General features: G+C 49.2%; 18 protein-coding genes. 7 read left to right on the top strand and 11 right to left on the bottom strand.

The window, feature by feature from the left end; genetic code table 11:
* Position 1: 1 nt before the first annotated feature.
* A complete protein-coding gene (locus tag AB8S08_RS00980) occupies positions 2-1,069 on the bottom strand; it encodes a polysaccharide deacetylase family protein (protein ID WP_369743097.1) in 1,068 nt (355 codons plus the stop codon).
* Here AB8S08_RS00980 and AB8S08_RS00975 point away from each other — a divergent pair.
* Positions 1,053-2,411 (top strand): MATE family efflux transporter, encoded by a 1,359-nt coding sequence (locus tag AB8S08_RS00975; protein WP_369743096.1) that lies wholly within the window; start codon positions 1,053-1,055, stop codon positions 2,409-2,411. The two genes, AB8S08_RS00980 and AB8S08_RS00975, sit on opposite strands and share 17 nt — an antisense overlap.
* Here AB8S08_RS00975 and AB8S08_RS00970 read toward each other — a convergent pair.
* Positions 2,376-3,785: a DUF4397 domain-containing protein gene (locus AB8S08_RS00970; protein WP_369743095.1), complete on the bottom strand. Its 1,410-nt coding sequence runs from the start codon at positions 3,783-3,785 to the stop codon at positions 2,376-2,378. The two genes, AB8S08_RS00975 and AB8S08_RS00970, sit on opposite strands and share 36 nt — an antisense overlap.
* 122 nt (positions 3,786-3,907) lie before the next feature.
* The gene (gene nfuA / locus AB8S08_RS00965) at positions 3,908-4,486 is read right to left on the bottom strand and encodes a Fe-S biogenesis protein NfuA (RefSeq protein WP_369743094.1); all 579 of its coding nucleotides are present in this window, start codon (positions 4,484-4,486) and stop codon (positions 3,908-3,910) included.
* Positions 4,487-4,684: 198 nt separating this feature from the next.
* On the opposite strand from nfuA, the gene AB8S08_RS00960 reads away from it, so the two are divergent.
* Entirely contained in the window at positions 4,685-7,309 is a 2,625-nt protein-coding gene (locus AB8S08_RS00960) for a M14 family zinc carboxypeptidase (RefSeq protein WP_369743093.1), read from the top strand.
* Positions 7,310-7,325: 16 nt separating this feature from the next.
* Here the strand turns inward: AB8S08_RS00960 and AB8S08_RS00955 are convergent, their stop codons facing one another.
* Complete coding sequence (locus AB8S08_RS00955; protein WP_369743092.1) at positions 7,326-7,988, bottom strand: ComF family protein; 663 nt, start codon at positions 7,986-7,988, stop codon at positions 7,326-7,328.
* Positions 7,989-8,029: 41 nt separating this feature from the next.
* Here AB8S08_RS00955 and bioH point away from each other — a divergent pair, with 41 nt between their 5' ends.
* A complete protein-coding gene (gene bioH / locus AB8S08_RS00950; RefSeq protein WP_369743091.1) occupies positions 8,030-8,827 on the top strand; it encodes a pimeloyl-ACP methyl ester esterase BioH in 798 nt (265 codons plus the stop codon).
* Here bioH and mutM read toward each other — a convergent pair.
* Positions 8,824-9,639: a bifunctional DNA-formamidopyrimidine glycosylase/DNA-(apurinic or apyrimidinic site) lyase gene (gene mutM / locus AB8S08_RS00945; RefSeq protein WP_369743090.1), complete on the bottom strand. Its 816-nt coding sequence runs from the start codon at positions 9,637-9,639 to the stop codon at positions 8,824-8,826. The genes bioH and mutM overlap by 4 nt on opposite strands.
* Positions 9,640-9,750: 111 nt before the next feature.
* On the opposite strand from mutM, the gene AB8S08_RS00940 reads away from it, so the two are divergent.
* Positions 9,751-10,404 carry a 2OG-Fe(II) oxygenase gene (locus AB8S08_RS00940; RefSeq protein WP_369743089.1) on the top strand — a complete coding sequence of 218 codons (654 nt, stop codon included), beginning with the start codon at positions 9,751-9,753 and terminating at the stop codon, positions 10,402-10,404.
* 76 nt (positions 10,405-10,480) lie between these two features.
* Here AB8S08_RS00940 and rpmG read toward each other — a convergent pair whose 3' ends face one another.
* From rpmG to radC, 3 genes are all read right to left on the bottom strand, one after another.
* Complete coding sequence (gene rpmG, locus AB8S08_RS00935) at positions 10,481-10,636, bottom strand: 50S ribosomal protein L33 (RefSeq protein ID WP_092857736.1); 156 nt, start codon at positions 10,634-10,636, stop codon at positions 10,481-10,483.
* Positions 10,637-10,647: 11 nt separating this feature from the next.
* Positions 10,648-10,884, bottom strand: coding sequence for a 50S ribosomal protein L28 (rpmB, locus tag AB8S08_RS00930; protein ID WP_110076755.1), 237 nt, complete (start codon positions 10,882-10,884; stop codon positions 10,648-10,650).
* A gap of 156 nt (positions 10,885-11,040) precedes the next feature.
* Positions 11,041-11,718, bottom strand: a complete 678-nt coding sequence (gene radC / locus AB8S08_RS00925; protein WP_110076754.1) for a DNA repair protein RadC — start codon at positions 11,716-11,718, stop codon at positions 11,041-11,043.
* Positions 11,719-11,976: 258 nt separating this feature from the next.
* On the opposite strand from radC, the gene coaBC reads away from it, so the two are divergent.
* Genes coaBC through slmA form a run of 3 tightly spaced genes read left to right on the top strand, consistent with a single transcriptional unit; the run spans position 11,977 to position 14,383 of the window.
* Complete coding sequence (gene coaBC / locus AB8S08_RS00920; protein WP_369743088.1) at positions 11,977-13,269, top strand: bifunctional phosphopantothenoylcysteine decarboxylase/phosphopantothenate--cysteine ligase CoaBC; 1,293 nt, start codon at positions 11,977-11,979, stop codon at positions 13,267-13,269.
* Between the two features lie 21 nt (positions 13,270-13,290).
* On the top strand, positions 13,291-13,746 hold the full coding sequence (dut, locus tag AB8S08_RS00915) for a dUTP diphosphatase (RefSeq protein ID WP_153827065.1): 456 nt from the start codon (positions 13,291-13,293) through the stop codon (positions 13,744-13,746).
* A 52-nt stretch (positions 13,747-13,798) separates the two neighbouring features.
* Positions 13,799-14,383: a nucleoid occlusion factor SlmA gene (gene slmA / locus AB8S08_RS00910; protein ID WP_369743087.1), complete on the top strand. Its 585-nt coding sequence runs from the start codon at positions 13,799-13,801 to the stop codon at positions 14,381-14,383.
* Between the two features lie 68 nt (positions 14,384-14,451).
* Here the strand turns inward: slmA and gpsA are convergent, their stop codons facing one another.
* From gpsA to AB8S08_RS00895, 3 genes are read right to left on the bottom strand one after another with little or no spacing between them, the layout of a single operon-like run.
* Entirely contained in the window at positions 14,452-15,486 is a 1,035-nt protein-coding gene (gpsA, locus tag AB8S08_RS00905; protein ID WP_369743086.1) for an NAD(P)H-dependent glycerol-3-phosphate dehydrogenase, read from the bottom strand.
* 17 nt (positions 15,487-15,503) lie between these two features.
* Positions 15,504-16,001, bottom strand: coding sequence for a protein-export chaperone SecB (gene secB, locus AB8S08_RS00900; RefSeq protein WP_110076749.1), 498 nt, complete (start codon positions 15,999-16,001; stop codon positions 15,504-15,506).
* Positions 16,002-16,031: 30 nt separating this feature from the next.
* Positions 16,032-16,460, bottom strand: a complete 429-nt coding sequence (locus AB8S08_RS00895; RefSeq protein WP_110076748.1) for a rhodanese-like domain-containing protein — start codon at positions 16,458-16,460, stop codon at positions 16,032-16,034.
* Positions 16,461-16,485 lie beyond the last annotated feature (25 nt).

Genomic DNA, 16,485 nt, shown 5'->3' with positions numbered 1-16,485 from the left:
CTTAATCAGGCCAGTGTCCATTTTTATCAGCCCGAGCAAAGGGCTGCGAATACCAGTAAAACCGCTGCGGCTGACTCTTACTAGCAACAGTACAATTCACCCGTGATCGTCCTATCGGTAACGGTTGGCTGAGCTCCACGGTAAAGGTGTTTCCCTGCCAACTAGGCCGCAAAGTCGAGCTACCCGCAAAACAATTCATTTGGGCCGGATTAAAATCATCGGTATGGTCTAAGGTCACACTAAAGCTTGGCGTGCTTTGGTCATGCTTTAATACCATAGAAGCCGGGGTGATATGAGTTACCGGCAAGGCTAAACTATTGATTTTAGTTGCTAGAGTGCGTAAGTCCGCATACTGAGCAGAGGCAGGAAAACGTGGAATCGCAGCACTGTTGCTGAACCTGTTCCAAGCGCCTGAATGTTGGGCAAAGGCTACAAAGCCAGCTTCTTCGACAATAGCTTCAACGGCGGGGTCGTACTCACCATAAGGATAAGCAAGCAATTTCGGCTGTGCACCTAAGGCTTCATCGATCTCTTGCTGAGCATCTAAAATATCGGCCCGAATACGCTGCTGCCATTGGCTTTCAGATTCATCGGTACGGCGCCAGGTAAGATGATCATGTGAGTTGGTGTGGTTTGCAATGGTAGCACCGTATTGCTGTAACTCCCGTAATTGTTGCCAGTTCATGTATAAATTGGGAGCCTCTCGCATTAAGCGCGGGTTCACAAAAACAGTAAAAGGTACTTGGTATTTTTTAAACACCGGCAAGCCATTTTGGTAAACGTTCTTCCAGCCATCATCGATGGTCAACACTGCGAGTTTAGCCGTAGCAGGGGTTGGTTGCTGCAACAGCTGCAACGCATCAGTAATCGAGACGATGTCAAAATCATGCTCTTGTAACCACTCAATATGCTGAGCTAGTTCGTCCGCTGTTACTGAGGTTACCCGCGGTGTATCATCACCAATATGATGATACTGTAGCACCGCAACACTGGCGGACGATTTAGCCAGCACCGGCTCGCTGCAACCTAATAAGCCTAACCAACATAAACAGATGATTAACACACGCATAGATAAACTCCTCGGCATTGCATGGTTGAACAAGTATCGGGCTGATCATCGAGCGATTTTTGCGATTGCCCTGCCCATGATTCTTTCAAATATTGCCGCGCCACTTTTAGGTTTAGTAGATACGGCCATTATCGGGCACTTAGACCACAATATCTACCTTGGTGCCGTTGCCTTAGGTGCGATGGTGGTCAGCTTTACTTACTTACTCGCTATTTTTTTGCGTATGAGCACCACCGCTGAAGCAGCTCACGCCTTTGGTGCTGGTGACGAACAAGCAATTCGACAACTCCTTATTCATGCATTACTTATTTGTATAGGGCTGGGGGTTGTCTTACTTAGCGCTGCACCTTGGTTGGTCAAGCTAGCTTGGTGGTTGATTCAGCCCAGTGCCGACTTAGCCGAGTTAGCTGGGCAGTATATTCAAATTCGGCTGCTAGCCGCACCTGCTGCACTGATTAATCTCGCAGTACTCGGGATACTGCTCGGGCAACAGCGCAGCAAACAAGCGATGAGTCTGATTATTTTAATGAACCTAGTTAACCTTGCGGCTGATGTGGTACTGGTTATTGGTTTGCAGCTTAATGTAATTGGCGCTGCTTGGGCCAGTGTGATAGCAGAAACCACGGTAGCTGTGGTCGGTCTGGTGTGGCTACGCCAGTGGCTAATATTACCCAGCAAATGGCGGATCGAGCCCGCCAAGTTAAAACAATTTGTGCACATGAACGGAGATATTTTTGTGCGCAGCTTACTGCTGCAATTGTGTATGGCTACCATGACCGGCTATGCGGCTAAGTTTGGCACTGTGGTGGTGGCCGCTAATGCCGTATTAATGCAGTTTTTAATGCTCATTTCACTTGGCTTAGATGGTATTGCTTATGCCGTTGAAGCCCTAGTCGGCGCCGCCCGCGGCCGCAAGGATCAGCAGCAAATAAGGCATTGGATGAAACTCACCTTAACTTGGTCAGCACTGTTTGCCCTGGTTTATTGTTTGGCTTTTGCCCTGACCGGTAACTGGATTATCACCCAAATCACCCACCTACCCGATGTGATAACTACCGCACAAACCTATTTACCTTGGTTAATTGCGTTACCGCTACTGGCGCATTGGAGTTATTACTACGACGGCGTCTTTGTTGGGTTAGGGCTAACCCGTGGCATGCGCAACAGTATGGCTATCAGTGCGTTAGGGGTGTTTTTACCAACGGTGCTAGTAAGCCAATGGCTCTTATCAAAAAGTAACGCCAACCACGGACTGTGGTTGGCGTTATCCTTATTCCTATTAGCTCGTGGAATAACTCAAGCGTACTTATTGCGCCGCTACAAAATCATCCATCAAGATTAACTGTGGTAACAAACCACCACCATCCGCATCTACTGCTACTGCGGTGTATACGCCACCACCTACTAAGCTTAGTGATACCGGACCAATAGCTGCGTCTTTGGTACCTGTTGGGGTTACGGTGACCACATAATCGCCCGGAGTTAAGGCTACATAGCCGGTTGATGCCAGGCTGGCAGAATCAAAAGGTACCGCAGTAAAGACTGGGTCTGCAGCGCTAATATCATCGCTTGCAGTAACGTAGATATCTACCGGACCAGCACTTGGTGAAGCATGTACGATTTGTACTTGAGCTGCAGTCGCAATGCTGCGTGCTAAATCGTCAACTAATGCCAGCGTTAAGCTGCTATCACCCAAGGCACCTACAGCATACACACTGAAGCTTTCGCCTGCATTTAGCGGTAATGGAATATCATCTAGTACTACTGGCGTGCCACCTGCAGCAGCTACGTCCACTAGGTATTCACCGGCTGGCAACTCAATAAAGCCGGTAAACTCTTTAAATGCTAAATTGCTAATCGCTGGCTCTGCTGCATTGTTTACGGTCACGTCTACCGCCGGAGCGTCAGCACTAGCATGTACTACACGAATGTGTGCACCTGCGTTGGCATCAGCAACAATAGCAGCGCCTTCACCGTCGGCAACTTGCAACATCACAGGTGACTCACCCGTGCCTGTGTTGGTTACCGCTGCCACCACTAAATCAGCACCTGCTGCAAACTCTAACGCGCCGCTATCAAATGCTACTGCCGCTGGGTCACCAGCTACAGTTACACGCACACGGTATTCACCCGCTGGTACATCTAATTGACCGGTGTAATCACCGAATTCTAGGGTTGCGGCTGCGGCTTCATCGGCCAAGACTGCATCAGGAGCGGTTAAATAGACATCTACCGCTGGTGCATCTGGCGCTGCATGAAGTACTTGAATACGGAAGTTACCATCGGCGATATCGCTCACTGGGTTGGCAATGATCAATGGCGCAATGGTTTCATCAGCTACTTTACCTACGGCAAAAACTTCGTAGCGAGTATCACCTTCTAGCTCAACACCATCAGCAGTGATCACTGCTGCAGTGTTGCCATCAGGTAAAATACCGTCTACTTGCAAATCGTAAGCGCCTTCATCAAGTTCAAGTACACCAAATGAAGCACCGTAAGGCACTGCTTCTAGTACTGCTGAACCGTCTACTAAGACGTTCACATCAGGAGCATCAGCAACACTATGGTGGACGCGGACAAAGGTTGAGGCCGCTGGTGGTGGCGGTGGCGGTGGAGTAACGCCAGTGTCATTATCATTACTATTGCTGCTACTACCGCAAGCCGCTAAGATAAGCGCAGTAGAGGCAGCTAAACCAAACTTTGTGATCCCATTCATGATTTATTTCCTCGTTATTGATATAAGCAATCTAATTACGCAGGAAATTTCAGGATGGGATCACATTTCTTTCATCTAATTGTTCAAAAAGAACGCAAAGATAAGGTAAAGACCCGTTTTTCTTAGTAGTACGAGTGTTCACCAGCTTGGTGCTCGGTCGCATCTTTCACGCCGGTAAGTTCACCAGGAAAACGTTGCAGCAGTTCTTTTTCAATGCCTTCTTTTAAAGTAACATCAACCATACTGCAGCCATTGCAACCGCCGCCAAACTGCAACACAGCAATGCCGTCGTCGGTTATTTGGCTGACTGCCACTTTACCGCCATGGTTAGCCAACTGTGGGTTAACTTCAGATTGAATCACATATTCAACGCGCTCAATCAGAGGCGCATCGTCAGCAACCTTCTTGGCTTTCGCATTCGGTGCTTTTAGGGTCAGTTGCGAGCCTAAATCTTGTTCTTCAAAATCAATCACAGCATCGGTTAAGAAAGGGGCACTACCTGAGTCAACCACCGCATCAAAACCGCTAAATGGTAATACTTCGTCGTCAGCTTCTACCGAGTCTGGTGGGCAATAAGATACGCCACATTCTGCTGAAGGCGTGCCCGGGTTAACAACAAATACGCGGATATTGGTGTTATCCGGTTGCTCAGCAAGCAGTTTACGAAAATGAGCTTGTGCGCTTTCGGTAATACGAATCATGGGCAAATCACCTCAATACTTTTGAATTACTCGTCGTTGGTAGGTAGCTATAAGCTAGTCGCTACCAAGCTATACTTGACTAAATTAGTAGGGTATATCTTATCGCAATTTTTGGGCATTGCATAGTAACCACTGTGGGCATTCGGTTAAGAGTTTGCTAGTTTACAAGACTACTTTTGGTTTCAGCAGGAAAATTTCATGCAACGTTTGCTTACTCTATGTGTGCTTTGCTTTATTGCAGTAGCTAGTTTTGCTAGCAATGCTACCAGCTTAGATGATTATCTTCCCGACGATGTAACTTACAACCCTGATATTCCAACGCCACAGCAGGTACTTGGCTACGAAGTGGGAGAATGGCATGTAAGGCCTGAACAGTTGGTTCGTTACATGGAAATTCTTGCGGATAAGTCCGCTCGGTTCAGCCTTGAAGTCACAGGGTATACCCATGAGCGGCGCCCACTATTGTTATTAACTGTGACCGCCCCAGAAAACCATGCCAATATTGAACAGTTGCGTGATCAACACCTCGCCTTGGCCGATCCTAAACGCAAAGGCAACCCGGATACTGCGCCGCTAGTACTCTATATGGGTTACAGCATTCATGGTGATGAACCTAGTGGCAGTAACTCAGCCTTGCTGTATGCCTATTATTTGGCCGCAGCTGAAGGCGAGAAAATCGAGCGCGTGTTAAAAGATACCATTATCTTGCTTGACCCTGCCTACAACCCTGATGGCTTAGCTCGTTTTGCACAGTGGGCTAATCAGCATAAAAGCATCAACTTAGTCAGCGATACTCAACATCGTGAGCACGTGCAGCCTACGCCTCGTGGCCGAGTTAACCACTATTGGTTTGACTTAAACCGAGATTGGTTGTTGTTACAGCATCCTGAGTCACGCGCTCGTATTGCCAATTTCCAAAAATGGAAGCCTAACGTCCTTACCGATTTTCATGAGATGGGCACAGATAGCACCTTTTTCTTCCAGCCGGGTATTCCATCGCGTAAAAACCCCAATACGCCAGACGAAAACGTACGTCTAACCCAAACTCTGGCGGAGGGCCATGCGGCGGCACTGGATGAACAAGGCCGGTTGTATTTTACTGAAGAAGCCTTTGATGATTTCTATGTTGGGAAAGGTTCAACTTATCCTGATGTGCAAGGTGCTATCGGTATCCTTTTTGAGCAGGCCTCTAGCCGTGGTCATGCCCAAGACTCTATCAATGGCTTATTAGAGTTCCCTTTTACCATTCAAAACCAATTTACCACGTCGTTAACCAGCATGTATGGCGCTCACGCCAATAAAAAGTGGTTCTTGGATTACCAACAACGTTTTTACGATGACTCGATGGCCGCAGCTAAAAAAGCTGACTTTAATGGCTATGTGGTAGGTGATGAAACCGATCCTGCGCGGCTACACGAGATGCTTAACATTTTGCGTCAGCACGGCGTTCAGAGTTATGTATTAACCGATGATCTAAAACTAAACGGGGTCACTTACCAAGCAGATCATGCTGCTTACATCCCGCTAGAACAACCTCAGTATTTATTGATTCGTGCGATGTTCATGAATCAGAAGAGCTTTAAAGACAATACTTTCTATGATGTTTCGGCATGGACCTTACCCCACGCATTCAACCTGAACTGGGCAACCTACGATGGTCGCCGCATCAAAATTGCCGACCAAGCGTGGCAACCCACCACCACCCCTAACCATGACTTGGCTGCTGATGCCTACGCTTATGCGTTTGAATGGCACCATTATTTTGCCCCGAAAACTCTGAACCGGTTATTGCAAGCGGGCATTCATGTGCGTCAAGCAAACCAAGCTTTTACTGCAACGACTAGCGCCGGAGACTACAACTTCACTGCTGGTACCGTGGTGGTGACTAAAGCCTATCAACAACAAGATTGGGCTGAAGTACAACAGCAGCTTGCCGCCATTACCGCAGAAACCGGCGTAACAGTGCATGCCATCAGCTCGGGTTTAACCCCGCGCGGTATGGACCTTGGTAGCCGTAATTTGGCACCAGTGAAACCTATCCAAGTAATGATGCTGGTGGGTAACGATGCCAATATGTACGAAGGCGGCGAAGCTTGGTATTACCTCGATCGCCATGTTGGTGTACCCCTTTCGATGGTTGATACGGACCGTTTTGGTGGCGTTGATTTAAGCCGCTATACGCACATTTTAATGGTCGACGGTCGTTATTCTAACCTGTCTAAGCGAGACGCAGAGCGACTGCAGCAATGGGTGCGCGACGGCGGTGTGGTAATTGGCCAACAAAACGGTGCACGTTGGTTAAGTCAGCATGATATTTTGGCGGCCGAATTTGTGAATTCAGATGAGTTTTCGAAGAAGTTTCCAACCGCGGGACTCACCTTTGCCGACCAAGATCATTTTTACGGTCAGCGCCGCGTAGCTGGAGCTATCTTTGAACTTGAGTTAGATGCTACCCATCCGCTTACGTTTGGTTATCCTCGCGCTACCTTGCCGGTCTTTAAAGACAGCTTGAATGCGATGGTAGTGCCTGAGCAGCCGTTTGTTACCGTAGCAACATATAGCGCTAACGATCCACTGCTAGCCGGTTTTGCCGCCTCTCAGAATCGTGAAGTATTGGCAGGTAAAGCAGCAATCATCGCCCATCGACACGGTCGTGGCCGCGTGATTGCCTTTACCGATGACATTAACTTCCGTGCCTTCTTCTGGGGCACCGCTAAGTTACTCAGTAATGCTATCTTCTTAGCAGATCAGGTCACTCCTAGCCTGAGCGACGAAGAAAATGCTGCCGAGGCTGCCGCTGAAGCGGCTGAGAGTGCTCACTAAGCACCTCTCTTAGCAGTTATTCATTGAGCGGTGGATGAGGTTCAGCAAAAGCGAACGTCCATGCATCCACCGCCTTGGCGCCGCGCTGTTCAATTGCAGCAGCGGCGGCCGATATTGATGCGCCCGTAGTCAGCACATCATCCACCACCGCTATCGTTAGCCCGGTCATATTACCAGTGCAATACAGACTGCGCTGCATACTATCCCAACGTTGCGAGGCACTACTATGATGTTGTTGGGTGCCGGTATCGTAGAGTCGCCGTAAACCACCACTAATGATCGGCAACTGTAACTGTTCGGCGACCGCCCGCGCCAGCAATCCTGCTTGATTATAACCACGCTTGACCCAACGCGAATAACTCATCGGCATCGCCATAATCGCATCTGGCCGGGGCTTATCCTGATAGCAATGCAGTACCTGGGCCACCATCAAGGGTGCTAGCACCTGAGCTAACTCGGGACAACTGTGGAATTTAAAACGATGCACGAGTGAGCGGGTATCTGCTTGCCAGCTCATCGCCGCATACCAGTATCGCCCTTGCGCTCGTTCGGGTTGCTGACAACGCCATTTTAGGCAGCTCGGCGGTAATCGCGGTAGGTCATACAAACACACCAAACAGAGTCCGCCACCTGTTCGACCAGTTAAAGATTGATTACAGAGCCAGCAATAACCTAACATAGAGGTCCTTTTTCAAGTGGTTTAAGGTAGCAAGGACACTCATGGTAGACTCAGTTTGGCGCGCCGTCAGGGGCACAGGGACGGATATTGTGGTACTCCATGGCTGGGGTTTGAATGCGAATATCTGGACGCCGATTGTCGCTGATTTAGCCAAATTAGGCCGTGTCCATCGCCTAGACCTACCCGGCTATGGCGAGTCACCTTGGCCTGCGGACCGCGAACTGACGTTTGCTAATCTGTGTGATCTCACGCTAGCAGCCTTGCCTTCACGCTGTCATTTAATCGGCTGGTCTCTTGGCGGCTTAGTAGCAAGCCAGATCGGATTGCAAGCTCCAGAACGCCTGCATAGCTTAACCACCGTAGCTTCATCGCCTTATTTTCCTGCAACACCTGAATGGCCAGGTATCGAACCGCATATCTTGCATACCTTTGCGAAACAACTGAGCAAAGATTTCAAACGTACGGTGGAACGCTTCCTGGCGCTCCAGTCGTTAGGCGCGCCGCATGCCAAAGAAGATATTAAACAGATTAAAGCATGGCTTTTTGCCAAACCGATGGCGACCCCTGCGGTGCTCGATGCTGGTTTAGATATGTTGGCCAGTGTGGATTTGCGTCCGCAGTTGGCGCAACTGACGGTACCTTTATTGCGGGTTTATGGCAAATTAGATGCGTTAGTGCCGGCCGCAGTAGCTGACCACGTAAGCCAGCTCCTGCCAAGCACTGCGAGCGCACAGCATCAGTATCTGGCGCCACGCTGTAGTCATGCGCCTTTCATCAGCGATCCGAGCGGCTTTATGGCCGCCCTACAACCCTTTTTGCAGCAATACGCGCCCAGTTAACGCTGACATTGTGGGCAATACACGGTACTACGCTGACCTAAACGGATTTCTTTCAAGGTGTTCTTGCACTGCATGCAAGCTTTACCGCCGCGCCCGTACACCATCAGTTCTTGCTTGAAGTAACCAGGTTGACCATCGGCTTGAGTGAAATCTTGCAAGGTAGTGCCGCCTTGTTCAATGGCTCTAGCAAGGGTTTCTTTGATGATGGGCACCAAGCGTTGATAACGTGCTTTACTGACTTTACCAGCAGCACGTTTTGGATGAATTCCCGCTTTAAACAAAGACTCATTGGCGTAGATGTTCCCTACCCCAACCACCACATGATTATCCATAATGAAGGTTTTAATGGCTTGCTGGCGGCCACGCGAGGCGTTGAATAGATAGTCTAAGGTAAAGTCATCGGTTAAGGGTTCCGGCCCTAACTCGCGCAGTAAGGGGTGGTCGGCACTAGGATGAGTTGCGCTGTACAACCAACAACCGAAGCGGCGCGGGTCGTTAAAGCGTAAACAAAGGCCGGATCCTAGCACCAGATCAATATGGTCATGTTTAACTACCAGACTATCTGCGGGTACCACTCGCAAAGCTCCGGACATCCCCAAGTGCACAATCAGGTAGCCCTTTGTGGTGCTAATAATCAGGTATTTGGCGCGGCGTTCGACGCCTTCGATGGTAGCCCCAGCAACTGTTTCTAAAGAAGCTGGAACCGGCCAGCGTAAGCGTCGATCACGGACAATTACCTGGGTAATCTGTTGCCCTGTAAGATGGGGGCTGATACCTAGACGACTGACTTCAACTTCGGGTAATTCTGGCATGGCTAGACCTCATCAAAAAATACCGCGCAGCTTGTGTTTATAGCTACGCTATTTTATATTCCCGCTCTTGTTCTACACCACATATTTGCAGTATGTTGAGGCATGCACCACATGACCGCCGAAATTAGTTTAAGCGAACAACAATTTCGTACTCAAGCTATTGATTATGACCAGCTTGCTGCGCACGGGTATGTTATTGTACCGCAGTATCTAGCTGCGCCTTACTGCCTGCAATTGTACCAGTATGCCCAACAATTGAGTAGCAACTGCTGGCAACAGGCCGGCATCGGTCGGGCTGATCAGTACACCACCAATACGGCCGTGCGCCAGGATAAGATCCGCTGGTTACAACGCGAATTTGCACTTGAAAACGCTTATTTAACCATGATGGATAACTTGCGCTTAGAAGTAAATCGCGAGCTCTTTATGGGTTTATTTGATTACGAGTGCCACCTTGCTCACTATCCGCCTGGCGCTTTTTATCGCAAACACCTAGATGCTTTTAAAGGTCGCAGCAATCGCATCTTAACCAGCGTGTTCTACTTAAATCCAGATTGGCAAGACGCCGATGGTGGGCAACTCATTATTTATGGTAAACGTGGTGAGGTGCTCGAGACGGTGCTCCCCGAGGCGGGCAAGTTAGTGCTGTTTTTAAGCGATGTGTTTGTGCATGAAGTACTTGCCGGACAACGTGACCGTTATAGCATTACCGGCTGGTATCGGCATAACAATAGTATCAATGGTGTTATTGATCCTACCCGTTAACCCGATGCTTGAGCACACTAAATAGCGCCCATAAAAAAACCCAGCTAGGCTGGGTTTTTTTATGCTCAGAAGAAGCTTACTTAATTTTAGCTTCTTTGAAAACCACGTGCTTACGAACCACTGGATCGTATTTTTTGATTTCCATTTTTTCTGGCATGTTGCGCTTGTTCTTGTCGGTAGTGTAGAAATAACCAGTACCGGCAGAAGAAACTAAACGAATCTTATCACGCATGGTTTATCTCCTTACACAGCTTCGCCACGAGCGCGCAAATCTGCGAGCACCGCGTCGATACCATTTTTATCAACAATACGCATACCTTTGGTAGAGATACGCAATTTAACCCAACGCTTTTCTGATTCTACCCAGAAGCGGTGTGATTGCAGGTTCGGCAGGAAACGACGCTTGGTCGCATTGCGCGCGTGAGAACGGTTATTACCGGTAACCGGACGCTTTCCTGTAACTTGACATACTCGTGACATTCTATTTACTCCAAAATTGCTTCAAGCTCGCCTGTCGCCCATCGCGGCCTTGCCTTGAATCCGAGGGCGCATTTTATACAGCAAATTGGCCCGGCAATCAAGTGATCGCAGATATTTTTTGATCTTTCTGATCCTATAAACGGCGGCGCTACTTTACTACAACAACCCTCGTTCAGCAAATGAAACTGGTGATCCAGCACCAATTATAAAGTGATCGAGTAGCGCGACGTCGATCATCGCTAGGGCTCGCTTCAAGCGCTCAGTGACGCGCTGGTCGGCTTGGCTAGGTTCAGCCACCCCTGACGGATGATTGTGCGCTAGTATAACCGCTGCCGCATTACATTGCAGTACTAACTTAACCACCTCACGCGGATAAACTGGAGCCGCATTGATGGTGCCCTGAAATAATTCAACGTATTTTAACAGCCGGTGCTGACTATCAAGTAGCAGCACCACAAACACTTCGCGTTCTTGATGACGCAACTGTGCGGTAAGATAGTCACGCACCATGGAGGGTTGGGTAAAGCCATCGTCACGCCGTAATTGCCAAGCCAAATAGCGCCGTGAAATTTCCATCACCACTTGCAATTGCATTACCCGGGCCGGGCCAATCCCTGTCTGCTGCAGGAGACTCTCGGCGGGCGCCGCGAGCAAACCGCCAATACCCTCGTAATGGCTCAACAGGTCGCGTGAGTAGGTGACCACATCTTTGCCCTTAACTCCGGTGCCGAGCAAGATAGCCAATAATTCAGCATCGGTTAAGGTGGCGACTCCTAGTTCAGCCATTTTTTCGCGTGGGCGCTCAGCGACTGGCCAATCTTTTACGGTGGGCATGGTTACTTTCCTTGTTTACTCAGATGTGTCAGAGCTCCTAATGTAGCTAATTTTGACCGACGATCGGCCGCCATTGGTTAACGACCCAAATCCAGAAGGTCTGATATTCATGCGCCAAAGCGCTAAACTAAGGGCTTGCGCAGCAGGCGTGCGTACTTATCTAAGCTAGATTGCGTGATTGAAAAGTACCACGTCAGATATCGCCTAAAGCTATCCCAATGTGCTAAGGTAAAGACCTTGTAAAGGTAAGGACTTACTATGACTTATAGCCCCGAGCAACCGCTAGCCAACCGCAACATACTGGTGGGTGTAAGCGGTGGTATTGCCGCTTATAAAATTCCCGAATTGGTGCGTCGTCTGCGTGATTACGGCGCCTCTGTGCGCGTGGTGATGACCCAAGGTGCCCAAGCCTTTATCACGCCACTAACGCTCCAAGCGGTATCGGGACATCCGGTGCATCATGACTTGCTTGACCCTGCGGCCGAAGCTGCCATGGGCCATATAGAATTGGCTAAATGGGCTGATTTAGTGCTGCTAGCGCCTGCGAGTGCAAATATGCTGGCAAGACTTGCTAACGGCAGCGCTGATGACTTACTTAGCACCCTGTGCTTAGCTACTGCCGCTCCTATCTGGGTGGCACCTGCCATGAACCAGCAGATGTGGGCAGCACCAGCAGTACAAGCCAACTTGCAACGGATTCAGCAGTACGGCATGCAGCTGATAGAACCTAATAGCGGTGCTCAAGCTTGCGGTGATGTTGGTAGTGGGCGTATGCCAGAACCGCTAGAGCTGCGAGAGCTGGTAGTACGGGCGTTAGCAGCGGATAAACAATCTGTGGCTGCTCTTCTGGCGAATCAACACTTGGTGATTACCGCAGGTCCCACCCGCGAGGCCATCGACCCGGTACGCTATTTGTCTAACCATAGCTCGGGTAAAATGGGGTTCGCTTTAGCTACGGCGGCGCAACAACTAGGCGCTACTGTTACTTTAATTGCCGGCCCTTGTCAGCTCCCCACTCCAGCAGGCGTGACGCGCATCGATGTGACTAGTGCTGAGGACATGTTAGCGGCAGTGTTAGCAGCGGTTCCCTCAGCCGACATTTTTATTGGGTGTGCAGCAGTCGCCGATTATCGTCCGGCAACCGTTGCTAGCCATAAAATGAAAAAGACCGCGGAGCAAGATGAGTTAGCTCTGACTCTCATTAAGAACCCAGATATTTTGGCCACCGTCAGTAACTTACCTAAGCCACCTTTTACTATTGGCTTCGCCGCTGAAACCAATGACGTTGCCCGGTATGCCCAAAGTAAATTGGTACGAAAGAAACTCGCGATGATCGCCGCTAACGATGTTAGTAGCAGCGCTATCGGCTTTAACAGCGACGTCAATGCCATGACACTCTACTGGCACGACCAACAAGGGCAACTCAAGCACTTAGATCTGCCGGTGGCAGATAAACTGAGTATTGCTACCCAGTTGTTACAGCATGCCGTTAAACTAAAAAATAGCCATGACTTTTCTTATCAAAGTGGCGCAGATTCAGCAACCTCTTAAGTTTAGAACCAGGAACCCAGCATGACTGCTATCGACCTTAAAATTCTTGACCCTAAAATTGGCCAAAGCATCCCCTTGCCAACTTACGCAACCCCAGGTTCAGCCGGGCTAGATTTGCGTGCTTGTCTTGACCAACCACTTACGGTGGAGCCAGGCGAGACCCATCTGGTAGGAACCGGGCTAGCGATTCATATCGCCGACCCTAACCTTGCCGCTACCCTGCTGCCACGTTCTGGATTGGGACATAAACATGGCTTGGTGCTAGGTAATTTAGTGGGTTTAATCGATTCAGATTATCAAGGTGAACTGAAAGTGTCGGTTTGGAACCGCAGCACTAATGCTTATACCATTGAGCCTGGCGAGCGCATTGCGCAGATGGTTATCGTGCCGGTGGTGCAAGTGCAATTTAATCTCGTTGAAGATTTTTCTGAGTCCGACAGAGGCGCCGGTGGCTTCGGTCATTCGGGTACCCGCTAAGCCGTGCTAAATAGGCTCTGCTACTAAGAATCATAACCAAGGAAGCAACCACGTGACCGCAAAACAGAATCGTAAACAGGATATTTTAGCGGCTCTCGCCGCCATGTTAGAAACCAGCCCGGGCCAACGCATCACCACAGCCCGTTTGGCTGCTGAAGTGGGTGTCTCTGAGGCCGCTTTGTACCGTCATTTCGCCTCGAAAGCGAAAATGTTTGAAGGCCTGATTGATTTTACTGAAGATGCCATTTTGTCGCGCATCAACCAGATCTTAGAAAATGAAAAAGACACGTTAGCGCGCTGTGAAATGATGGTGCGGCTAGTGCTTACTTTTGTTGAGCGTAACCCTGGCATCACGCGGGTGATTACCGGAGATGCCCTACTCGGTGAGCACGAACGTTTACGAGATCGAGTGACTGGCATTTTTGATAAACTAGAGGCTAACTTCAAACAGGTCTTACGGGAGCGCCGATTACGTGAGAAAGTGGTCGCTGGGCTAGATGAAGGGATGCTCGCCAATCTACTTATGGCTTATACCGATGGCAAAATCGCGCAGTTTGTGCGGTCAGGGTTTACCCATAAACCAACCACTCATTTTGATCAGCAGTGGCAAACCATTGCGGAACAATTGCTACGCTAGTCAGGCAACTAGCACCAGAAGCATGAGCAGCTTAGACTGGTCTGCTTCTGGCCATATCAATGCATCGCTTAATTGTTCTCACTGGCTGTATCAGTCGCCACCGATTCAGACGTCCGAGCGCGGCTTAGCAAGTTAATTGCGGCTTGCTGTGGCGTGGTATCTCCGTACAGAACATCATACAACTGCTCACAAATCGGCATTTCCACACCATGCCGTCGTGCTAGGGTCACCACTTCGCGCGTGTTGCGATAGCCTTCCACCGCTTGGCCGATTTCAGCCATGGCTTGGTCAACCGTTTTGCCTTGACCCAAAGCCAAACCAAAACGCCGATTACGTGATTGGTTGTCGGTACAAGTTAGAATTAAGTCGCCTAATCCTGCCATGCCAGTAAAGGTTTCTGGTTTAGCCCCAAGCTTTAATCCTAATCGGGTGAGCTCAGCCAAGCCGCGTGTAATGAGGGCAGTGCGAGCATTAGCGCCAAACCCCACACCATCCGCCATCCCCGCACCAATAGCGATCACATTCTTAACAGCGCCACCTAACTGCACGCCAATAAAGTCGTCGTTGGTATAAACGCGAAAACTGCGATCGCAGTGCAGCAGTTCAGACAGATCTTCAACAAATTGCGGATCCGTAGAAGACATCGAGATAGCGGTAGGTAAACCTTTGGCCATTTCCATCGCAAAGGTTGGGCCAGAAAGCACCGCTAAGGCGTGCTCGTCACCCAAAATATCTTCTGCGACTTCAAATAATAACCGGCCTGTTTCGGGCTCTAAACCTTTGGTCGCCCAAGCCACTCGGGCATCAGGCAATAATTGCGGTGCAATATCTTGTAGTACTTGCTTAAAGCCACTACTTGGCACTACCACCACAATATTATGGCATGCAGCTACTGCTTCAGCTAAGTCTGCAGTAACTTGGAGATTATCAGGTAAGGTAATGCCTGGCAGATAGCGTTTGTTCTCGCGCTCAGCAGCCATAGCTGCAACTTGCTCGGCATCGCGACCCCATAAACAGGTCGCCGTACCCTTACGGGCAAAACAAAGTGCTAGGGCGGTTCCATAAGAACCGGCTCCTAGCACTGTTACTTGTGCATTACGCATTCGTTTTGCAATCTAACTTATTGCTGAGTAGCTTCGGCAGCTTCTTGCTGCTGACGCTGGATATGCTGAGCAAATACCGCGTCGAAGTTAACTGGCGCTAAGTTCAATTGTGGGAAGGTTGCGCGGCTAACTAAGCTAGACAAAGTCTCGCGTGCGTATGGGAACAAGATATTTGGGCAGAACGCACCTAATAAGTGTGCACGTTGACCATCTTCGAGTGAATCAGCGATGGTGAAAATACCTGCTTGGTGAACTTCAGCCAGGAACGCTACTTCGCCATTTACTTTGTTGGTTGCAGTAATTTTCAACACAACTTCGTAGGTGTTGTCTTCTAACTTAGTGTTATTCACATTTAAGTCTAAGCTCAACTCTGGCTTCCACTCTTGACGGAAAACTGCCGGCGAGTTTGGCGCTTCAAACGAAACATCTTTGACATAGACGCGTTGAATTTGGAATGCTTGTTGTTGTGGTGCGTCGTCCTGTGCGGCGCCATTTACTTGCTGTTCATCAGCCATTGTTCTACTTCCTATTGCTTGATCAAACGATTATTTTTTTACCAGTGGGAAACTGGCGCCCTGCCAGGCAGAAATTCCACCTTGGAGTATTGCAACCTGTTCAAACCCAGCTTTAGCTAACGTAGCTGCAGCCCCTTTTGCGGTCATTCCCGTTGCGCATACCACCACGATGGGGGCAGATTTGAATTTCTCAAGTGGTGCCAGTTCATTTTTCCGGATTTTATCGGCAGTTAAATGCAGAGAATCCTGAATGTGCCCTTTACGGTACTCATCCACCGAGCGAATATCAACATACACCCCATCATTTCTATTAATTAATAAGGTTGCTTGCTGCGGGGTCAAACTTTTTATTTTGGAAGTTGCGGCTTGAACATAAGTAACCACAATGGCAATTAAAAGAATAACCCAAAGCAGACTCATAAATAGGTGGTCTGCAGCGAAGGCAAGGATTTGCTCCATGGTGAACGTAACTCCAGTTGAAAAA

This window comes from Pseudidiomarina sp. PP-1MA, from assembly GCF_041200125.1.
In the GTDB taxonomy this organism is placed as follows: domain Bacteria; phylum Pseudomonadota; class Gammaproteobacteria; order Enterobacterales; family Alteromonadaceae; genus Pseudidiomarina; species Pseudidiomarina fusca.
Note: the sequence above shows the minus strand (reverse complement) of the source record. Positions and strands in the feature narration are given on the sequence as shown.